This window comes from Pseudohaliea rubra DSM 19751 (assembly GCF_000764025.1).
Lineage (GTDB): Bacteria > Pseudomonadota > Gammaproteobacteria > Pseudomonadales > Halieaceae > Pseudohaliea > Pseudohaliea rubra.
The window spans coordinates 45,036-64,231 of sequence record NZ_KN234752.1 but is presented as its reverse complement, the minus strand read 5'-3'; the positions used below and the strand labels follow the sequence as shown (position 1 = coordinate 64,231).

The window sequence follows — 19,196 nt, the reverse complement described above, 5'->3', positions numbered from 1 at the left end:
GTTGACGGAGTCGTCATTTCACCTGGTAGGGATTCTCACATTTTTGGCCTCGTTGCAGTGCGTCCTTGATCGGAATTTGAGCAGCTGAGCCGCTGGGGTCGGTATATGCTTTGCTTTTTTTTAATGAGTCGTCATTATCGGATTCATCAGGTCAGTTTTTAAGATGCTTGTTGTCTTAATTCAATGGTGCAAAGCGCCTCTTTAATTTTCTCCGAGCTGCCCCATTTTATGAATTCCCCTACCGCAATCTCTAGCATGCTTTCGTTGGTATAAAACCGATACAACGTTCTCTCTGTTAGTCCGTCCTCGATCACTCTATTCTTACTCGCCACATAAATATCTACTGTCTGGGGTAGATTGGAGCATGCAAGCTTATGCGGTTTGGGAGGGTATTCGTCTCCGAGCCAAAAGTTCCGCTTAGCGTGTTTTGCTGTGTCTTCAATTGGGCTTTCATAATTTGCGCATCCTGCTTGTGCGATTGCTCCAACTTCTGTATCGAAGTACACGGCTTGCTCTCGTTCATATTTCTTGTTGGGCGACGTTATTGTTTGGAACTCTGGCATCGAAGGGAACGTTATTGAAAAAGCGCAGCCGTCAGGCTGATAGGTGTAGGGCTGAGTCTGTGTTTCGTCGTTCGATGCATGTGAGGGTGTTTGAAATAGAAGGCAAGCGGCAATAACGGTTATGCCTGCCCATGTTGTTGGATACTGCGCTTGTAATATGGTGTTTTTTTTCAAGTCTCTTACCCCTTGGTTCGACTAGGTTATTAGAACGCAATAGTAGCTGCAGTTGCGTGACCGGCAGCGCTTACAGAAAAGAGGCTCTGTATTTGATAGCTTGCCGCCACAAGAGCACCTTTCTTCATTGATCTTTTGTGCAATGATCTGCATGCCGCGTTGTCCTGTCCCTCGGCTCTCGAAGGTTTGAAGGCCACCGCAGTCTTGGCACTGTGCGCCTATGCTGCAATCGTTTGTTGGGCCGATGCCATGCATGAAGCAATGTATGCGCTGAACGTGTTCGCAGTCTTCGCAGATAAGGTCACCGACACCCGGCAGATCATCAAGGATTAGCGGCTTACGCTGAGACGGTGCGTCCTGCGATCCCCGAAACTGCCTGAGTTTTCTGATGAAGCGGGTCCACATGATCTTATTCGGTTTCGGCCCGCGGCTTGCGTCCCTTGCTGCGTGGGCCTGTCAGGATGCCTGTGTCAGCTGCCAGTTGCTCCAACTCTAGCAGACGGTTGGCGGCCTTTCGATACTCGCGCTTCGCCGCTTTGGTGTATCTGCCGGAGCGGTACCTCGGATGGGCATCTCCGGACTTGATGCTCTCCGGGCGTCGCGCCCCATGATAGCGGCAGGTTTTGCATCCCCAGGCGGCGGGATTTTGGCATCTGTAGCCAGTGCGCCTTGAGATGGCAGTGCAGCGTTTCTTGATGGTGGGGAGCGGCATTTTCAGGAATCACCTTTCCAAGCAGCCAGGTTGACGGGTTGGGTAGGCAGCATTGAAATCATCGAACTGCATTGAAACGATGCAAATGGCTCGCAGTATCGAGAGCATTGAAAAGCATTTAATCAATGTAAGGGGGCCAATCACACTGCATTGAAAACATCGATCCCCCTATAGGGGTCGATGTTCAATGATGATTCAATGCTCATGGCAAATAGACACGCCCGTCATTCCTCTTCAGGTGCCCCCCAGCAACAAGCCCGTCGAGTGTCTGCTTCGCCCGACCGCTTCGCTGCCGGGACTCGATGTTATGAAGCGAACATTTAGCTATCTCAAGCGCCCGGTCGCAGGGCAGTCGGTCAACCAACACGAGTTCGGCCTTGATCGCCTCCCATATTTTCAGCTGATTTGTCCCCTTTGGCTTTTTGACAGTCTCCGCCGCCGAAATCGACTGCACGACGCAGCTAGTTTCGGGCAGGCCGTCGCTATCGGAGCCTACGCTACAGACTTTCAGGTCGAACCAGTGCTCAATATCGCCATCGCCGTCTTTCGATTTCGTGACACGCCACCTGCGAACGGCATTCTTCTTCTCCACAAGAATGGCCGTATCTACCGCGGCGTTCATCGACGAATGCCCCCTCAACCCCCTATCCGCATCCTTGCCGGTGTGATGTACTAATATCACCAGCGCACCTATGTCACGGCTAATGCGGTTAGCCGCTGCCATCAAAAGCCCCATATCTGATGACGAGTTTTCGTCAGCGCCGGGTGCCGCTTGATTCAGCGTGTCGATGAAGATGGCTGCGGGCACGCCTTCGCTTTGAGGAATCGCGTCAACCAATGCGGAAACATGCTCTGGGCGACGTAGATCAAGAGCGGAGAGCACAAACCGAGCCTCGACTGGCGCATTGTTATTATGCGAGGCCCAAGCAGCCACGCGCTTGGCAATACCGGCATGCCCTTCCAAAGCAATGTAGGTGACAAAGGCCTGCTTGCACTTCAGCTCAAACCAGTTACCTACCCCCTCAGACAGCGTGAGAGCTAGGTCCAGCGCGACAAACGTCTTACCCGACCCGGGGGCTCCGTAAATCGCCGCAACGCCCTGAGAGGGCAGCAGGCCCTTCACGAGCCAGTCCATGGGCGGCAGCGCCCTGAGCTGCTCCGGAGTCAGGAGCTGGAAGCGCTCCGACGGTTTTTCTTCTCTCTGCGTTTGGGTTGCCAGCATGGGTTGTGATTCAGCTGAGCCAGGTGGCTGCCAGCCGTTCTCTCTGGCATGGTGAAACAGTGTGCCTATGGAGATTCCGCGGCTCGGGTCGAAGCTGGAGAGGACGTGCTGTAGTGCTGTCTCTGCTTCTTCGGCACCCCCCTCACTCTCCCAGTGCTTGTCGCTTCCCTTGCTCCAGTCTAGAAGCAGTTTCCTTCCACATTCCCAGTCTAAGGATGAGACTGACCAGAGGATATCTCGCCAACCGTCATAGGGCAGGTCAGGTGGCACTACCGCAAGCGCCTGCTTAATTCGTGCGATGTTCTCCTTTGTCTCGCTCCAGTCTCGTCCCATCAGCCGGTTATTGACGGTTCCACCATGCTTGGCTGCACAACGATCCATCAAGCTGGGTTTGAGGCTCACAACGTTAGACTCGTGATGCTTACCGTGAAACCACTCTTTTTCAAGCTGAACCAAAATTTCGGTCGCATCTATGATTTTACCCTTGCCTCTGATGCCAGTTACCGTCAAAAACCGCTTGCTGCCATAGAGTTCACGTCCATCGCCTGCGTTGCCGCCACGGATATGCTCTCGAGTTAGAGCAAAAACTCGGGCGCCCTTTAAGCTGGGGCTGAGTTCGCTATAGGAACCGATCGAGTCCCTGATAGCCTTGGCCTCCGACATATTCCTATCTATTTGGTCCAGATCTACTCCGACGAGGTGTAGGGGGCGACCGTGCTCATCAGTCGTTACCGGATCGCCGGATAGCACCAACCCTATACCATCGCATAAATTTTTAGCGTATGCCTCGTACGCCTCCTCAAAACTCAACCAGTTATCAGGGTCTAGAGAGTTAATTTTTCTACCGTTGTAGGTGTTTACCGGAACCTTGTCGAATTTGCCGCAGGGCTTGAATGTGAGTGCCTTCCAGACGACCCATCGATTGATACGCTGCAGGATGAGCGGAATATTTTCTCGTTGTATACCGTGGCGCAGGTACTGTTGATAATTTGACTTATTGCTACTCACTTTCACGCAACTTTCGCTCTTTTCTGCAGATGATCTCTGCGAATTTTTCTGCGCTTCTCACTAAATATCCGCGCATGGCATCCTGCGAGTGGTCTTTTGTGAGAAGTTCTATCTCGTCGCCCAAACCAAATAAAAACTCGAATTGCGCTTCCTCGATTGCACCCGGCGGCAGTATTTCAATAATGGCCTCGATGTCTGCTGGTATATTGGGTTTTCTGTTGTATCTGCTCATTAATCTGCCCTCCGCGTGTTTTCCTCGTGTTCCGACTTTCTTCCAGTGTTCGACAGTCTTGCAATCAATCGCTGAATGTCGTCCTCACGCCAGGCGACGCGCCCCGGTGAAACCTCCACACCGCGCGGGAACCGGCCCGCGCGTATCTCTCGATAGAAGGTGGAGCGCGAAACAGGAAGGATTGGGGGCGCTGGTGGGTTTGATCTCGGATCACCGAGAATTTCTTTCAGTTCGAGTAGGCGAGTTACGGCCATGTCTGGAGTCCTCATTTGCTTTACGCGAGTCCAGCATGAGTCTCCACGTCTCAGCGCGCCAGTAACTCAAATCGTGATTTCAGTTCAGGCGGTACGGGTTGACCGCTTCTACGCGATGCTTGACTCTGAAGTACTGGAGCAAAGTTTCCGCAGAAAATGGGAAGTACTTTGATACCTCGTGGGCAGCCTCTTCTAAAGCCATGCCCAACCCACCTTCATCCTCTGGAGTTTTGGCCGCTTGCATCCAGGCAAGTGCATGCTGTCTTCGAAGGCTTGATTTCTTGTTTGCCTTCTGGATGGCCGCGCTTTTCCGTTCGCCTCGCCTGGCCTTAACGTCCAGTACTTCCTCGGCGCTTTCGCCGTCGGCGATTTTCTCCAGCGCGTCTGCAAGGAACTGCTCATCCTCCTGAGACAATACGCAGTCTCGAAGGTCCTCCGCTATTTTGCGCAGTCGGTTCTGGCGTTCCTGTAGAGTCATTTGTCTGCTCCTCTCTCTCAGTCGTCCCGCTGCAGTATGCCGCCCAGTCGTTCATCAGCTTGCGGCGCTTCTGCAGCAGCGTGCCACGCGCGTAGGCAGCTTCAGCTTTATCCTTGAGTTGGTGCGCCAGTGCGTGCTCCATGACTTCCCGCGGGTGTTGTGTTTGCTCGCCGGCCCAGTCTCTGAACGTGGATCGGAAGCCGTGCGCGGTGACATGTCCGTATCCGAGGCGCTTGAGCAATTGCTTGAATGCCACATCGCTCAGGTGTTTCTTTGCATTGGGGGATGGGAATACCAGCGCTGCCGGATCATCGGAGTCGGTCAGCTTGCGCTGTCGCTCTAGAACCGCAAGAACTCCCTCCGAAAGCGGTACTCGGTGCTCCTTACCCGCCTTCATGCGTTCTGAAGGCACAATCCACAAGTTGTCATCCGACGCCAGTTCCCCCCAGGTCATGCGCCTAACCTCGCCGGATCGCGCTGCTGTGAGGATCAGGAACTCCAGTGCCGCTGCCGCCGACCCACTGCGTTTCGCCAGCTTCGATAGGAAGTCTCCGATCTGCGCGTAGGGGAGTGCTTCGTGATGCTTCACCCGCTTGACCTTGCTGGGGCGTGGTAACACTTTGTCCAGATTGCCTTTCCAGCGAGCGGCGTTTTCACCCTCGGCGTAGCCGTGCACCTTCGCCCAGTCGAGCACGGACTCTATGCGGCCACGCAGGCGGGAGGCTGTTTCGTTTTTCTCCTGCCAGATCGGCTCAAGTACCTGCAGCACATCCGTTAGCTCAATGGTAGATACGTGCTTTTTACCGAGGATCGGGTGGGCGTAGGTCTTCAGCGTGGAGCCCCACTGCGCGGCGTGCTTGGCGTTGCGCCATTCCCCCTGTTTGGCGGCGAGGAAGCGCCTGGCGGCTTCTTCAAAGGTGATGCTGCGGTTCTGCTGGTCTATGAGTCGTTGCCGCGCCAGCGTCTTAACAAGGACTGGGTCTTCACCCTCGGCGATCTGCTGACGCATTGCTCTGGCTGCTTCTCTGGCGGTTGCTAGCGTGACCGTGGGGTAGCCTCCCAATCCCACCTCGCGCCGCTTTGCGCCCACCATCACGCGCAGAATCCAGCTGCGCGCACCTGACGGAGCGACGTTCAAATGCAGTCCAGCGACGCCACCGACGGCGTGCATACCCGGTTCGTTGAGGCGCGACACCTCAAGAGCTTTCAACTCCTTCGCCACCTTTGGCATGACAAGCTCCCCACATCCATCCCGCCATTAAAGTTGGCATTGGATGAGAGAGGATAGCACTAATTGGCATCGGGTGTTAGTGGGTTATGATTGTAAAGATTTGATAAATAACGAATAAAATCGACTCGGTGACACCGGATGATACTGGATGGCACAAGATGCAAGCAGACACCCCCTCCGCCATCTACTCAGTAAAAGGCTCTACCCCATTAACCCTGGGCGCATGCGCCAAAGTTTCGTCCGTCCGGATATGTAGCCATGCGCTACATAAGCGACCGGGCGGCTTTTTCTACAAGATTGCTTTAAACTTTGGATTCAAAAACCGGTAAAATATAGCAAAATACCGGGATGTGTCCGATCGGGCGCAAAGGAGCCTCCCTTATGGACAGCAAATCTCTCGCCGCACAGCCAGAGTCAAGACGCACGTTCCAAATCCAAGCAGAGTGGGATGATGAGGCCGGCGTATGGTTGGTCTCCAGTGACGATATTCCGGGCCTTGTCACGGAAGCAGAGACGATTGAGGGGGTTACCCAGAAACTTCTTGAAATCGTCCCCGACTTGCTCGAACTCAATGGGATGGCCGTCCCGGAGGACGATGGGACCGCGCCGCTCGACCTGCTGATTCACAGTGAGCGCAGAGTGTCTATCGGCTGCTAAAAGGTGGCGCCGCAGTCTTTTACGCCAGAGGTTAAAGCCCTACTCTCTGAGGCAGGGTGCTACTTCAAGCGCCAGGGCAAGGGCGACCATGAGTTTTGGCATAGCCCGGTGACAAACAGATCCTTCCCGGTCGACAACAAAATAAAATCCCGACACACGGCAAACGAAGTCTTGAAACAAGCTGGCTTGCCAAAGGCGTTCTAACTTTGGCGTGCCTGGTTTTTGTTCAGATCAGCCCTGGATGCCCCGGTTGGCATGCCTAGCGCGAAGTCCAGAAATTCGCGCGGTTAGTGGAAGCGCTGGCAGATGTGTGGCTTGGTCGTCCATTCGGTTTGATACGATACCTCCGAAGGAAAGAAGTAGCCCGCCCGCACCCAGATGCCGCATAACGCCAGCACCTTGTTCGCTATCGACAGTTTCATTGCCCGCTGGGACGGCAGCGGCGAGGCAGTCAAGGCGCCCGACCTGAGCTACACTGGTCGCGCATCGTCAGGGGTAGTTCCATGTCGCATACGTTTTCCGCGCATGACCCGTCCGGGTCTCAGCGCTATGTCAGCCTTGTGTTGTTCGTGGCCGCGTTGATTCTATCGCCAGTCCTCCTGGCTGGCGCAAAACCTGCCTTCCCGCCCGTCGTCAGTATCGAGGAGGCAGGCGAGCGCCACCGACTGCTTCTCACCGGCAGGACCGAGCGTGTCTTTTTCATTTTTCGCGTCTACGAAATCGCCCACTACGCCGAGCTCGCCGGCGGATCGCCCCTCGACCCGGGAGAGGTTGTAACGGACGGTCGCGGCAAGGCGCTGATGATTCACTTCCAGCGGGACCTTGGCGTTGAACAGATTCGCGAGGAATTCGATCGGAGCCTGCGGCGCAATGCGCAGCCTGAGTGGCTGCAGGAGGCCCGCGATACCATTGCGAGCTTTCTTGCCGCGATTGACCGCGGCGCCCGGGCTGGCGATCAGCTGCAGTTTTTCTGGCTGGACGGCGGGAGGCTGTTCGTGAACTTCAACGGTGAGCGGGTCTTTGCCGCAAGCGACCTTGCTTTTGCCAAGCTGATCTGGTCGATCTGGTTTGGTGCCGATCCCGTCTGCGACCGGGAGGATCTGCTCGCGCTGGTGGCCCCCGGGGCGGCGCTATGAGGGGCGAGGGGGCAGCGTTCACCGTCCCCGCCATGGACTGCGCGACGGCAGGGTCGGCAGAGGCCGGGTTGCGCCCGGGCTGGCAGGCGCTGCCCCGGGTAGCCTTTGGCGACGGTGGCGCTCTGCGGGAGGCGATTTCCGCGCGTCGCCCCGCCGTCATCAGCGACCTGGCGGTCGATTGGCCGGCCCTCCGGCGGTGGACCCCGGAGGGCCTGAGCAGGCGCTTCGGGGAGCACATGGTGCGGGTCTATGATGCGAGTTTCGGCAGCCCGGGGTCCAATTACATGGGCAGTATCGACACTATGCGCTTTGCGGATTTCCTCGAGGCGACGCAGTACCGTGGGCGCGATCTGCGCATGTTTCTCTACAACCTGTCGCGACAGCTCCCCGAGCTGCTGGACGATGTGCGCCTGCCCGATGTCGGCCTGCGCCTGTCCCGTCGCTTTGTGTTCAGTTTCTTCGGCTGCGGCGGCAGCACCACGCCGCTGCACTACGACATCGACAGGGCGGACGTACTGCACACGGTCATCCGTGGTCGCCGCAGGGTCCGCCTGTTTCCGCCAGCTGCCTCGGCTGCGCTTTATCGCCATCCGTGCACAGTGCGCAGCTACGTCGATCTCGATGCCCCGGATTTGGCGCGTTTTCCCGCCCTTGCCCGCGCTCCTGGCCTGGAGCTGGTGCTTGAGCCGGGCGAGACGCTGTACATGCCGGCGGGCTGGTGGCACGAGTTTCATTACCTCGAGGCGGGCATGAGTGTCTCCCTGCGTGCCGCCCCGGTGCACTGGGGCGATCGGGCCCGCGCGGCGCTGTGCCTCCTGGTGACCTCGCCCTGGGACCGTTTTGCGAATCGCCTTGCCCCGGCCAGGTGGTATCGTTGGAAGTGCCTCCGCGCTGAACAGCGCGCCAAGGCGCTCCTCTCGTCCGGGACGGAAGATGTGGAACCGAAGCTATGAAAACCGGAAAGCAAGTGCTCCAGCACGGTCGTTTCGAGATCCCCTTCCGGGTCTACGGCGATCATCCCAACGTGCTGCTCTGCGTGAGCGGCGTCCTCCAGACCATGGCGGTCTGGCGTTCGATTACCCGGCGTTTCGCGCCGCACTTTCGGGTCATCGTGTTCGATATGCCCGGTGTCGGTCGTTCCCGCATTCTGTCGGGAGACGCGCACGTCACCGTTGAAGAGCAGCTCGAGGTGGTGGATGCCCTTCTGAAGAACGCGGCGCCCTACGGTGAGCTGACGCTGGCGGGCAGCAGCTGGGGCACGGCGATCGCAGCCGGCTACGCGGCGCGGGAGCCCGACGCGGTGCAGCAGCTGGTGCTGAGCAGTTTCGGCATGAAGCCGAATGCCGTCATGGAACATATCGTTGCGCACGCGCAGCAGCTTTACGAGACCCGCGACTACGCGGCGGGGGCGGACCTGATTATCGATATGTTCGGGCAGCAGATCGGTCCCAGCTACAAGCGCCAGATAACCGCGCAGTTTGCCAATCTGAGCGACGACAGCGCCGATGTGTTTTACCAGCACTGCCGGAATATCCTAACGCTCGGCCAGCTGCAGGACACGGTGGATCTTTCCCGTATTCGCGCGAGGACGCTTATCGTCAATGGTGCCGAGGATCGCATTATTGATCTCGACGACATGTGGATAGCCGAGCGCATGATCCCGCGCTGCGAATGCCTGCTCGTGGATGGGGTGGGCCACTTCCTGCACTTCGAACGGCCCGAGCTTCTCGACGATTACGAAACGTTCATGCTGGGCCACACAGCGCAACCGGTGGCGGAGCAGGTCGGCTGAAGAACGCAGAGGCCGTAACTGCCGCGGTCGGCGACCAGGGCCTCAGGGGTCGCCCGGGCCTGCAGCGGCTCCGGCTCAGTGCAGCGTTGCAGTCTGCGCCCGGGGCTGGGGCACCGGGTGCCCTGGCCTGCAGCCTCGATGACCACCTTCGATATGCCCCATGCCCTGGCGCGTCAGCCGTCGACAGGCCGCCAGGGCCGCGTCCCGATCGGCGCCGCTCCGGGCGAGGTGCTCCACGAGGGCATTGGTGCCGGAGATGACGATGATGGCGAGGTGGGTCTGCCTGAGCTGAACCAACAGCTCGATCAACTGTTGCGCCGAGTCGACGTAGCGCTGCAGCAGGGCGGCATCTGCCGCCGGATTGGCCAGAAGGTAAATGCCGGCCGCCTCAAGGGCGGTACCGGCCTGCTGCACGCGCCGTGGTGTAGCGACCGCGGCTTCTTCTTTCAAGCTATCCTGCAAGCCCAGCCAGAGTGAGCGTGCCGCGTCCGTATCGCCAAGGAGTGACTGGCGATGAGTCTTGCAGAGAAATTTCAATCGCATGGGTGCCCCCGTTTCCTGTTCAAGGCCCCGATGGGGGACCCTGGGAAACACAATAATGCGAATAAGTCGCATTTGCAATTGATATGGGTCAAGAAGTGGCCGTGAGTTTCGTCCGGGCCGCGCCGATGACGCAACTCAGTCTGCCAAGTCTGCGGGCCGGCAGCGGGTGGTTGTGATCGAGGGCCACCGGCGACCGCTGAGGAGCTATCGCGCTCACCAGCCTGTCCCGGTCGCCCGCGCTGCTGCTATGCTCAGAGGGCCCGGCACGCCGGGCCTCCCCGCGGCTCTCTAGGCGACGCACTTATGTCAACGATCACACCCGGGTTGCCGGCCCGTTACCGCCGTTTCCCCGCGCCCCGGCCGGCCCGCTGGCCGATGCTGCTCCTGGCGCTGTGCCTGCTGCCGGGCCTGGCCCGTGCCGGGGACGGGGCGGGGAAGCCCCTGAACCTCGAAACGATTTTCGCCAGCGATACCTTTACCGCCCGGCTTCCGGCGGCCCTGCAGTGGCTGCCTGCGGGTGGCGGCTACGCCCGGCTCGGGGAAACGGGGGGCGGCCAGGTCATCGTCCGTCGCGATCCGGTCACGGGGGAAGAGTCCATACTGCCCCTCGGCGACATTCCCGGCCTGCCCGCCGACTTCCGCGTGAGCGATTTCCAGTGGCACCCGGGCAGCGGCTTCCTGCTTCTGAAAGGTCCCGCGAGCACAGACTGGCAGGGCTATGAGAGCGCCCTGTGGTACGTCTACCAGGTGGCCGACGAGCGCCTGCGGCTCCTCGGTGAGCCCGGGCAGGCGCTGCAGCTGGTGAAGCTGTCACCGGACGGGCGGCACGCGGGCTTCGTGTTCGCCAACAACCTGCTGGTTGTCGAGCTGGCGAGCGGCGAGCGGCGGCGGGTGACCCGGGACGGCAATCAGGACATTTTCAACGGCATCTTCGATTACGGCAGCACCGAGTTCGGCTGGGTGGACGGCTGGCGCTGGTCGCCGGACTCGAAGCGCCTTGCCTTCTGGCGCATGGACGCAACGGCGGTGCCGCGCTACCCGCTTATCGATGAGCTGCACAGCTATAGCAGGGTGCGCGATTTTCACTACCCGAATACCGGCGAGGTGCACGCGGTGAATACCGTGCATGTCTTTGACCTGCGCACGGCGGAGACCACTGCTATCGACATCGGGCACGATCCAGATGACTACCTGCCACAGCTGCACTGGGACTCGACGGGGGAGCACCTGTACGTGCAGCACCTCACCCGAGACCACAAGACCCTTCGCCTATGGCGGGCTGGTGCTGACGGGGAGGGTATCGAGCTCCTGCACACGGATACCGATCCCGCCTGGCTCGATATCACAGACGACTTGAGACCCCTCGCCGATGGCTCCGTGCTATGGACCAGCGAGGCCAGCGGCTGGCGCCATCTCTACCGTATCAACGTCGATGGCAAGGCCCGCCCCCTCACGCGCGGCGAATGGACCGTGGGCAACGTGATCGGCGTTGATGAAGTCGGTGGCTGGGCCTACTTCTACGCGAAGCGTGAGTCGCTGATCGATCAACATGTTTACCGTGTGCCCCTGAGCGGCGGTCCGGTGGAGCGGCTCACGACCGAAGCGGGCTGGCATCGCTGGCAGCTGTCGCCGGACGGCCTTTACGCCCTCGCCACCCACTCCGATGCGCGTACGCCGCCCACGCTCGCTCTGCGTGCCGCAGACGGCGAGACGCTGACGATGCTGGTCGACGACGCGGTGCCGCGTTTTGGCGCCTACGCCATGGCGCACACGGAATTTGTCACCTTCCGGACGGATGATGGCATCGAGCTCAATGGTTTCTTCATCAAGCCGGCAGACTTCAACCCCTCGAAAAAATACCCGGTCATCGCCTATGGCTACGGCAATGCCGGCTCGCAGGTGGTTGTGAACCGTTGGGGCACGCAGCGCGGGCCTACCCAGGATCTCTGGCATCGCTACCTGGCCCAGGAAGGCTACGTGGTGTTCGCCATGGACAACCGCACCACCGCCGGCCGCGGCAAGGTGGCCAAGAACCTGACCTATGGCGAGTACGGTAAATGGGCGGTGCTCGACTATATCGAGGGGGTGGACTACCTGAAATCCCTGCCCTGGGTCGACGGCGATCGTATCGGCTTCTGGGGCTGGAGCGGCGGCGGTTACCTGGCCGCGGCGCTCATGACCAAGGCCGCGCCGCTGTTCAAAGTCGCGGTCAGTGTGGCGCCGGTGATCGATCTGACCCGCTACCAGGCCGTGGGTGTGGAGCGCTGGATGGGCACGCCGGAGGAGAACCCGGACGGCTACGCGCGGGTCAATCTGATGAACTACGCCGATCGGCTGCAGGGCAAGCTGTTACTGATGCACGGCACCGGCGACGAGAACGTGAAGTTTTCCTTCACGCTACAGTTCGCCGATGCGCTCATTCGTGCGAACAGGCAGTTCGACATGCTGGTTTACCCGAACCAGCGTCACGGCATCGCCGATCACCGGCTGCACGTTTTTACCACCATGACGCGCTACTTCCGTGAGCATCTCTAGCGGCGCCCCGGGGCGGGCGCGAAGGCGTATACTTTCGCTCCATGAGCACCAACGTAGAACACTTTGACCACTGGGTCCGCAGCACCTTTGCGGAACTCAACACACAGCTTGAGGAGCACTACTTCGCGCAGGATGACCGTGCGCGGGTTGCCGGGGTGGGGGAGGATCTCAAGGCCCGGCTGAAAGCCGAGGGCAATGAGCATATCGCCCGCCTGCTTGCCGAAGGCAATACCGACGAGGGCTTCGATGCGGGCTTTGACCTGCTCGGCAACGTCGGCCTGTTCATGGCCGCCTGCGCCCGCCACGGCGCGGCCGATCAGCATGCGAAGGACGGTGGCCTGCCCGAGGCCTCGGCCCTTGCCCTGCAGCTCGGGGCGAGCCTGGGCGTCACGCCGCGCTTTGCGACCAGCCATCTCACCACCCACAACCGCGCCGTGGAGGGACGCTACAAGAGCTTCACCACACTCCGCGACGAGTACCTGTTCACGGACTACAACACCCGCGGCATCCTCAGCTACAAGCGGGCCGGCGACGCCCTGCTGCGTGTCTTGCCGCTCGGCGTGTCACACCCGGTGGCGGCCGACCTTCTGCGCGCGGCGCGGGACGCGCTCGGTGCCGTTGTTGTTTCCAACGAGCGCCTTTTCGCTGAACTCGATATGGACCGCTTCTTTTACAGCGTGCGCCCCTACTTCAAGCCGCACCGGGTGGGGCAGCACGTCTACCGTGGTGCCAACGCCGGCGACTTCGCCGGTATCAACGTCATCGATATGCTCCTGGGCCTGTGCCGGGCGGACCACGCCTATTACTCACAGCTATTGGTCGACAAATTCCTGTACATGATGCCCGAGGACCAGGTGATCCTCCGCGACTGCATGCGTCGGCGCAGCCTCATGGATGACTTCCTCGCGCTCGACGAGGATGAGCGCCGCCGGGAGCCCTGTCGGGAAAATCTGGCGCTGTTTCTCGAGCTGTGCGAGCTGCACGGGCAGACGGCGGCGCAGCACCACGATCAGCTGGTGGCGAAGTTTATCGAGGAGCCCGCACAGCACATGGATCAGGAGCACCACGATAAGCTCACCGCGAGCGGGCCCCCGCTGCCGGTGCTTCTGCGGGCACTTGCACGGCTGCGGGACCTCCGCCAGGCTGCCGACCGCGACGACATTCCCTCGCGCTATGCCGACATCCGGAAGCTCCGGGAGAGCCTTCGGTGAGTGCGCAGGGTGGCGAGGGCGGAGCACTGCGCAACCGCTTTGACCGCGGTCCCGGCTGCTATCTGCTCAATCACTCCGTTGGTCGCCCGCCCGTGGGCAGCCGGGAGGCGTTCACGGCCGCCTTTTACGAACCCTGGCTAAGCGGCGTCGGCGAACCCTGGCCGGCGTGGCTGGCGGCCGTGGAGCGCTTCCGGTCGGCCCTCGGGAAGCTCCTCGGCGCGCGCAGCGACGACCTCTGCCCGCAGCCTGACGTCTCCATGGGTTTTGCCCGCGTCCTTCAGTGTGTGCCCGGGCTTACGTCGCGGCGGAAAATCCTTCTCAGCGAGCGGGCGTTCCCCTCCCTGGGGTTCGTGGTGGAGCGGGCCCGGAACCTGGGCCTGGAGCCTTGCTTTCTCCCGGCCGGCGTTGACGAACGGGACCCCGCCGCCTGGCGACCCTGGATCACCGACGACATCGCCCTTGTGCTGGTGACTCAGGTGCAATCGAACACCGGTGTTCAGGTGCCCGTGGCGGCGGTGTGTGACATTGCCCGGGAACGGGGCGCCCTCAGCGTCGTCGATGCAGCTCAGGCCGTGGGGATTCTGCCTGTCGACGTGAGCGGGCTGGGCGCTGATTTCCTGCTGGGGTCCTGCGTCAAGTGGCTCTGCGGTGGCCCGGGCGCGGGCTTCCTCTGGGTGGACCGGGCGCTGGTGCAGCGCTGCGAGCCCGACGCGATCGGCTGGTTCTCCCACGCCGACCCTTTCGCGTTCGACATCCACGATTTCCGCTATCACCCGGGGGCGCTGCGCTTCTGGGGCGGCACGCCGTCGATCGCGCCCTATGCGCTTGCGGCGCATAGCCTTGAGGTGCTTCTGGAGGTGGGCGTTCCGCGCATCCGCCGGCACAACCTCATGCTCGGTGACCGGCTGCGTGCTGCGGTGCCCGGCGAGAGCCTCAGTTCCCCCGCCGCTGCGTGTGAGCGCAGCGGAACGGTTATCCTCGATTTCGGCCGTGCCAACGACGCCGTGGCCGCTGCGCTGGCCAAGGCCGGCGTGCAGGCGGATCGCCGCGCCTCGGGCTTTCGCCTGTCGCCGCACATCTACAACGATGAGGCCGATATCGACACGGCGCTGGCTGCGCTTCGGGCCGCGGGCGTGGCCTGAGGCGCCGGCGAGCGTTGCCCGTCACGGCGCTGGTGCAGACGGTTGCGCAGGAGGAGGCCTCGCTGGAGGCAGGCTTTCCGGTGGTGTCTGGGGATGTAAAGGGCGTCCCTCGAAGGCGAGGATACTCACGTGCCGGCGGTCCATTCCGGCGAGCTCGTCTCGGGACGCCAGGAGCAGTAGCCCGGCCGTTCGCCGGCGCGCGACAGCACCAGCTGCCAGAGCTGGGAGCGACCGGCGCGTTGGTGCGGATGGCGCACTGGCGGGGGCCGGCGTCGGAGTAGCGCCTGGCCAGCAGCTTGGAGGGAAGGGACGTCGAGAGCTGTCAGCCGGCGGGCGTCAGTTCCTGTGTATACAGCGTCTCGCCCGCGAGGTCCTTCAGGCGCACCGTGAGCACCTCGCTCTCCGGGTCGATATCGACCTGGCCGAAAAACTGCATGCCATCGAGCGGTGACAGCGGTTGCGCTCCCGCCGGCGGCACTTTCTGATAGACGAGCTGTGGGCCAAAGGTATTGTCCAGGCGATTGGGTCCGAAGGTCCCCGCGTTCAGCGGGCCGCTGACAAACTCCCAGAAGGGCAGGAAATCCCTGAATTGCGCCTGCGCCGGGTCGTAGTAGTGGGCTGCCGTGTAGTGCACATCAGCAGTGAGCCACAGCACATTCCGGACCTCGTGATCGCGAAGGCTTTTGAGTAACAGCGCGATCTCGACCTCTCGTCCCGCCGGCGTTCCGTCGCGCAGGGCTACGGCCTCGGCGCCGCGCTCCGTCTTCCAGTCGTGGTGGGCCACCAGCCCGAGGGGCATATCGGACGCGATCACTTTCCAGGTGGCGGTGGATTCACGCAGCGCGCGCTCGAGCCAGGCGAACTGTCGGCTGCCGAGAATGCGCAGCTCCGGGGAAAGCTCCCGGGGCTGCGCGTCGCTGTTCGGTCCGCGGTAGCTGCGCAGGTCTATGCGAAAGACTTCGAGCTGAGGCCCGTAGCGGAAGCTGTCGTAGAGGCGGCCGGCGTCCAGGGGGTGCTGACGCACCGGCACATAGTCGCGGAAAGCCCGCATGGCACGAGCGGCGAGGAGGGCAACGGAGTGCTCCCGGTAGCGCGGATCGTCGTTCAGCCGTCGTTCCCAGAACCAGTTGTTGGTTACCTCATGGTCATCCCATTGCGCGTACATGGGCACTTCGCTGTTGAAGCGGCGCAGCTTGCTGTCGAGGAGGTTGTAGCGATACTGGCCGCGAAATTCGTCCAGTGTTTCCGCGACCTTTGCTTTCGCTTCGCTGGTCAGGTTTCGCCACTGGCGCCCGTCGGGCAGTTGTTTCCATTCTTCCAGGGGACCGTCTGCGTAGACCATGTCACCGCAGTGGATAAAAAAGTCAGGCCGGAGGCGACGCATGGTTTCATAGATCTGCATACCGCCGAGGTCGGGGTTGATGCCGAAACCCTGGCCGACGGTATCGCCGGACCATAGAAAGCGCAGCGGCCTGTGTGCCGCCGGCGGCGTTCGGAAACGCCCGGTCAGCGTTGCGCTGCGGGTCCGGTAGTCCGCGAGGTCGAGGAAACTTACCTGATAGTGGATCTCACTGCCGGCCGGGAGCCCTGCAACCAGTACCTGGCCCGTGTAGTCGCTGGCGTCAAGCACATCGACGCTGTAGCGACCAAGCAGCTCTTTCAGATCCGGGCGCGTCGAGACGCGGACCTCCATGCGCGCGGGCCGGTCGCAGCGTGACCAGATGATCGCCGAGTCTGCGCGCATATCGCCCACCTGAACGCCTTCCGCCGCAAGGGGTCTGCCGGGCCCACCCTCGCGCGCTCGCACGAAGGCGGGCCCGGCGCCCGCAGCCAGCGAACCGGTAAGCCCCAGGCGGAGCAAGCCGCGCCGCCGGAGGCCCGTTCCTTCATGGCACGGCTTGTCCACGCTCAGAACCGGTAGCTTGCCGAGAGTGTGACGATACGCGGCGGAAGCAGCTGGAAGCTGGTTACGCCCTGGAAGAAATCGTCCGTATGTACCGAGGCAATCTCGTCTTCGTCGAAGAGGTTCTGAATGTTCAGTGCCAGCTCCCAGGGGGCGTCTGTCGGCAGGTAGCGGAAGTTCAGGTGCGCCAGATGATAGGACGGTACCTCATCGCGCACGGAATTGAACACCCGGTTGTAGTAATCCCCCCGGTAAGTGTAGCTGAGGGTGCTGAGGAGATCGCCAGAGCGACCGAGGAGGGCGACCGGGTAGCGATAGGACAGGCGGGCATTGGCGACGAGGTCGGGGATCTTCGGCAACTCGTTGCCGTCCAGGTCCTGAGCCAGGGAGCGGATCGTCTCTTCGATCAACGCCGGGTCACTGAGCCCTGCAGTGCGGTTGACCTGCTCCGCCCGGTCGATCGCCGGTCGCCCCTCTTTTATTTCGGAGTCGGCCATTGCGAGGGAAAGGTCAAGGCGCCAGCGCTCACCGAGTGAGGCGATGGACTCGAGCTCGATACCGTAAACCTCGGACTCGGGCAGGTTGGAGCCACCGCTCACGCCGTTGCCGGTCAGATTGAGGCCAGCCGAGTTGAACAGGTAATTCTCGATATCGTAGTAGTAGGCTGACACGTTCACCTGCAGGCGCTGGTCAAAGAACTGGTTCTTGCTGCCCACTTCCCAGGCGGTGACCTCTTCTTCGTCGAACACTTCCGGGAAGAAGCCGGCGCCGGTTGCGTCTTCGACAAAGCCGTTGTTGGATGCGGCGGGCTTGATGCCGGTGGCGATGGAGGCATAAAGCAGCCGGTCGTCGGCCCAGTTCCAGTCGAGTGCCACCTTGTAGGTGACGTTATCATTGCTTTCGTTGGGGGTCGCCGGTGTTCCCGTGCGTCCCTCATTGGTCAGGCAGCCGCTGAAGATGTTGCAGCGCTGGTCCTCGAACTCGTTGCGTGTCCACCTCGCTCCGGCGGTGAGTCCCACGGTGTCGCTGAGGGCGAAACGTACCTGACCAAAGACGGCGGTCGATTCGAAAGAGCGTGTATCAGAATTCTGGAAATCGCGATCAGGATTGCCGAAGCCGATAATGCGCGTATTCACGGGCAGTCCGTCGCGGTCATTGTCGACGTAGTTGCGCGTGTCGCTCTCGACGTCGGTGGTCAGGTAAAAAGCACCGCCTTGCCATTCCAGGGGGCCACCGGTGTTTGAGACGATATTGATTTCCGCCGTGGAGGTTTCGTCCCGCTGGGTGAGACCGCCCACATGCTGCCGGATGGGCAGCTGGCCCAGGAGCGTGATCTCGCCGGAGTCCGGCAGGGTCAGCGGCGCCGGGTCGTTGGCCGTCAGCGATGAGCGGTCCGCGTCAAGCTGTCGACTCATGCGGTAGCGCTGATGGCTGAACAGCCCGCGGATCTCGGCGACGTCCGTGGACCAGTCGAGGATCAGGCTGGCCATTTCATTCTCAACCTGGAAGAACTCTGTGGTGTCGTGGGAGACCACGCGGCGATCACTGGACACGGTATCAAAACCGCCTTTGAGCGCAGGCCCGTTGACATCCATGTCGAAGCTGTAGAGGTTCAGCTGCGCTGACAGACGGTCGACCGGTTGCCACAGCAGCTGGAGCCCTAAAGAGGTGTTGTTCTCATCATCGAGGTCGTCGAAGGCGCCGGTTACGTTGAGCGCGCTGGCTTCCGGGTTCGGGATATTCCGGGTAAAGCCGTCCCGGGTGCGCTGCGAGGCGCTGAAGCGGGCTGCAACCGTCTCTCCCAGGGGAAGATTGAAGGCGCCGCGCAGGTTCTGCGTGTTGTAGCTGCCGATTTCGCCGGAGAGGTAACCGGATGCCTGCTCTGTCTCCGGGCGCCGGGTAATCACGTTCACCGCGCCGCCGGACGAGCTGTTGCCATAGATGGTGCCGTCGGGGCCGCGGATGACTTCCACGCGTTCCACATCCACAAGGTCCTGGAACAGGGCGAAGTCGTTCGACATGAAAACGCCGTCAATATGGTAGGCGACGCCCGGCTTCGTTGCCGCGTTATCCGGCACTTCATTGCCGATGCCGCGGATGGCAAAGGTCCGCCGGTAGCCTTGCACCTCTGTGGCGACCAAACCCGGAATCCGGTCACTGAAGTCGAAGGGGTCGTCTATATTGAGGACATCGAGATCGTCGCCATCGAGGGTAGATACCGCCAGCGCCACGTCCTGGAGGCCCTGCTCGCGCTTCTGGGCATAGACCGTGATCTCTTCGATGGGGCCCTGCGCCAGCGCAAGGCCGGGCATGGTACTGGCCAGCGCCACCGCTACGGCGCAGTACTGACGGATAGCGGTCTTGTGACCGGTGTTGGTAGTGGTGTGGCTCTGGCGCGGCATG

The 19,196-nt window shown here is 61.2% G+C and carries 17 protein-coding genes; 8 read left to right on the top strand and 9 right to left on the bottom strand.

The annotated features are described in order from the left end of the window. Positions 1–158: 158 nt before the first annotated feature. From HRUBRA_RS15130 to HRUBRA_RS04830, 6 genes are all read right to left on the bottom strand, one after another. A complete protein-coding gene (locus HRUBRA_RS15130) occupies positions 159–737 on the bottom strand; it encodes a hypothetical protein (protein WP_144244385.1) in 579 nt (192 codons plus the stop codon). A 914-nt stretch (positions 738–1,651) separates the two neighbouring features. Further along, positions 1,652–3,685, bottom strand: a complete 2,034-nt coding sequence (locus HRUBRA_RS14885) for an AAA family ATPase (protein ID WP_144244384.1) — start codon at positions 3,683–3,685, stop codon at positions 1,652–1,654. Continuing rightward, on the bottom strand, positions 3,672–3,911 hold the full coding sequence (locus HRUBRA_RS14880; protein WP_035515008.1) for a hypothetical protein: 240 nt from the start codon (positions 3,909–3,911) through the stop codon (positions 3,672–3,674). Before HRUBRA_RS14880 ends, HRUBRA_RS14885 begins: the two co-directional genes overlap by 14 nt. Continuing rightward, on the bottom strand, positions 3,911–4,165 hold the full coding sequence (locus HRUBRA_RS15765) for a helix-turn-helix transcriptional regulator (protein WP_161787598.1): 255 nt from the start codon (positions 4,163–4,165) through the stop codon (positions 3,911–3,913). Before HRUBRA_RS15765 ends, HRUBRA_RS14880 begins: the two co-directional genes overlap by 1 nt. A gap of 79 nt (positions 4,166–4,244) precedes the next feature. Next, on the bottom strand, positions 4,245–4,580 hold the full coding sequence (locus HRUBRA_RS04835; RefSeq protein WP_035515007.1) for a hypothetical protein: 336 nt from the start codon (positions 4,578–4,580) through the stop codon (positions 4,245–4,247). After that, complete coding sequence (locus tag HRUBRA_RS04830; RefSeq protein ID WP_084592457.1) at positions 4,564–5,874, bottom strand: tyrosine-type recombinase/integrase; 1,311 nt, start codon at positions 5,872–5,874, stop codon at positions 4,564–4,566. Before HRUBRA_RS04830 ends, HRUBRA_RS04835 begins: the two co-directional genes overlap by 17 nt. A 381-nt stretch (positions 5,875–6,255) precedes the next feature. On the opposite strand from HRUBRA_RS04830, the gene HRUBRA_RS04825 reads away from it, so the two are divergent. The 5 genes from HRUBRA_RS04825 to HRUBRA_RS04810 all read left to right on the top strand — a co-directional run bounded on the left by HRUBRA_RS04825 (position 6,256) and on the right by HRUBRA_RS04810 (position 9,459). After that, positions 6,256–6,531 carry a DUF1902 domain-containing protein gene (locus HRUBRA_RS04825; protein WP_035515005.1) on the top strand — a complete coding sequence of 92 codons (276 nt, stop codon included), beginning with the start codon at positions 6,256–6,258 and terminating at the stop codon, positions 6,529–6,531. Between the two features lie 3 nt (positions 6,532–6,534). After that, the gene (locus HRUBRA_RS15760; RefSeq protein ID WP_084592455.1) at positions 6,535–6,735 is read left to right on the top strand and encodes a type II toxin-antitoxin system HicA family toxin; all 201 of its coding nucleotides are present in this window, start codon (positions 6,535–6,537) and stop codon (positions 6,733–6,735) included. Between the two features lie 299 nt (positions 6,736–7,034). Beyond that, complete coding sequence (locus HRUBRA_RS04820; protein ID WP_035515004.1) at positions 7,035–7,667, top strand: chalcone isomerase family protein; 633 nt, start codon at positions 7,035–7,037, stop codon at positions 7,665–7,667. Beyond that, positions 7,664–8,620 (top strand): cupin-like domain-containing protein, encoded by a 957-nt coding sequence (locus tag HRUBRA_RS04815; RefSeq protein ID WP_084592454.1) that lies wholly within the window; start codon positions 7,664–7,666, stop codon positions 8,618–8,620. The genes HRUBRA_RS04820 and HRUBRA_RS04815 overlap by 4 nt, the downstream gene beginning before the upstream one ends. Beyond that, positions 8,617–9,459 (top strand): alpha/beta fold hydrolase, encoded by an 843-nt coding sequence (locus HRUBRA_RS04810; RefSeq protein ID WP_035515001.1) that lies wholly within the window; start codon positions 8,617–8,619, stop codon positions 9,457–9,459. Before HRUBRA_RS04815 ends, HRUBRA_RS04810 begins: the two co-directional genes overlap by 4 nt. 75 nt (positions 9,460–9,534) lie before the next feature. Here the strand turns inward: HRUBRA_RS04810 and HRUBRA_RS04805 are convergent, their stop codons facing one another. Further along, positions 9,535–10,002, bottom strand: coding sequence for a hypothetical protein (locus HRUBRA_RS04805; RefSeq protein WP_035514999.1), 468 nt, complete (start codon positions 10,000–10,002; stop codon positions 9,535–9,537). Positions 10,003–10,305: 303 nt separating this feature from the next. Between HRUBRA_RS04805 and HRUBRA_RS04800 the strand changes: the two genes are divergently transcribed. Genes HRUBRA_RS04800 through HRUBRA_RS04790 form a run of 3 tightly spaced genes read left to right on the top strand, consistent with a single transcriptional unit; the run spans position 10,306 to position 14,890 of the window. Beyond that, a complete protein-coding gene (locus HRUBRA_RS04800; RefSeq protein WP_084592453.1) occupies positions 10,306–12,537 on the top strand; it encodes a S9 family peptidase in 2,232 nt (743 codons plus the stop codon). Between the two features lie 41 nt (positions 12,538–12,578). Further along, on the top strand, positions 12,579–13,748 hold the full coding sequence (locus HRUBRA_RS04795; protein WP_035514996.1) for a PrnB family protein: 1,170 nt from the start codon (positions 12,579–12,581) through the stop codon (positions 13,746–13,748). Then, positions 13,745–14,890 (top strand): aminotransferase class V-fold PLP-dependent enzyme, encoded by a 1,146-nt coding sequence (locus tag HRUBRA_RS04790; RefSeq protein ID WP_052094397.1) that lies wholly within the window; start codon positions 13,745–13,747, stop codon positions 14,888–14,890. The genes HRUBRA_RS04795 and HRUBRA_RS04790 overlap by 4 nt, the downstream gene beginning before the upstream one ends. Before the next feature lie 322 nt (positions 14,891–15,212). Here HRUBRA_RS04790 and HRUBRA_RS04785 read toward each other — a convergent pair whose 3' ends face one another. Further along, on the bottom strand, positions 15,213–16,643 hold the full coding sequence (locus tag HRUBRA_RS04785; protein ID WP_201771535.1) for an alkaline phosphatase D family protein: 1,431 nt from the start codon (positions 16,641–16,643) through the stop codon (positions 15,213–15,215). Between the two features lie 155 nt (positions 16,644–16,798). After that, entirely contained in the window at positions 16,799–19,195 is a 2,397-nt protein-coding gene (locus HRUBRA_RS04780) for a TonB-dependent receptor (RefSeq protein ID WP_035514992.1), read from the bottom strand. Between the last annotated feature and the right edge of the window lies 1 nt (position 19,196).

What these genes read in the sequence shown, in the direction of transcription:
- HRUBRA_RS04805 (WP_035514999.1), bottom strand. Translation starts at nt 10,002, where the DNA reads ATGCGATTGAAATTTCTCTGCAAGACTCATCGCCAGTCACTCCTTGGC.
- HRUBRA_RS15765 (WP_161787598.1), bottom strand. Translation starts at nt 4,165, where the DNA reads ATGGCCGTAACTCGCCTACTCGAACTGAAAGAAATTCTCGGTGATCCG.
- HRUBRA_RS04800 (WP_084592453.1), top strand. Translation starts at nt 10,306, where the DNA reads ATGTCAACGATCACACCCGGGTTGCCGGCCCGTTACCGCCGTTTCCCC.
- HRUBRA_RS04820 (WP_035515004.1), top strand. Translation starts at nt 7,035, where the DNA reads ATGTCGCATACGTTTTCCGCGCATGACCCGTCCGGGTCTCAGCGCTAT.
- HRUBRA_RS04795 (WP_035514996.1), top strand. Translation starts at nt 12,579, where the DNA reads ATGAGCACCAACGTAGAACACTTTGACCACTGGGTCCGCAGCACCTTT.
- HRUBRA_RS14880 (WP_035515008.1), bottom strand. Translation starts at nt 3,911, where the DNA reads ATGAGCAGATACAACAGAAAACCCAATATACCAGCAGACATCGAGGCC.
- HRUBRA_RS04815 (WP_084592454.1), top strand. Translation starts at nt 7,664, where the DNA reads ATGAGGGGCGAGGGGGCAGCGTTCACCGTCCCCGCCATGGACTGCGCG.
- HRUBRA_RS04830 (WP_084592457.1), bottom strand. Translation starts at nt 5,874, where the DNA reads ATGCCAAAGGTGGCGAAGGAGTTGAAAGCTCTTGAGGTGTCGCGCCTC.
- HRUBRA_RS04825 (WP_035515005.1), top strand. Translation starts at nt 6,256, where the DNA reads ATGGACAGCAAATCTCTCGCCGCACAGCCAGAGTCAAGACGCACGTTC.
- HRUBRA_RS04780 (WP_035514992.1), bottom strand. Translation starts at nt 19,195, where the DNA reads ATGCCGCGCCAGAGCCACACCACTACCAACACCGGTCACAAGACCGCT.
- HRUBRA_RS04810 (WP_035515001.1), top strand. Translation starts at nt 8,617, where the DNA reads ATGAAAACCGGAAAGCAAGTGCTCCAGCACGGTCGTTTCGAGATCCCC.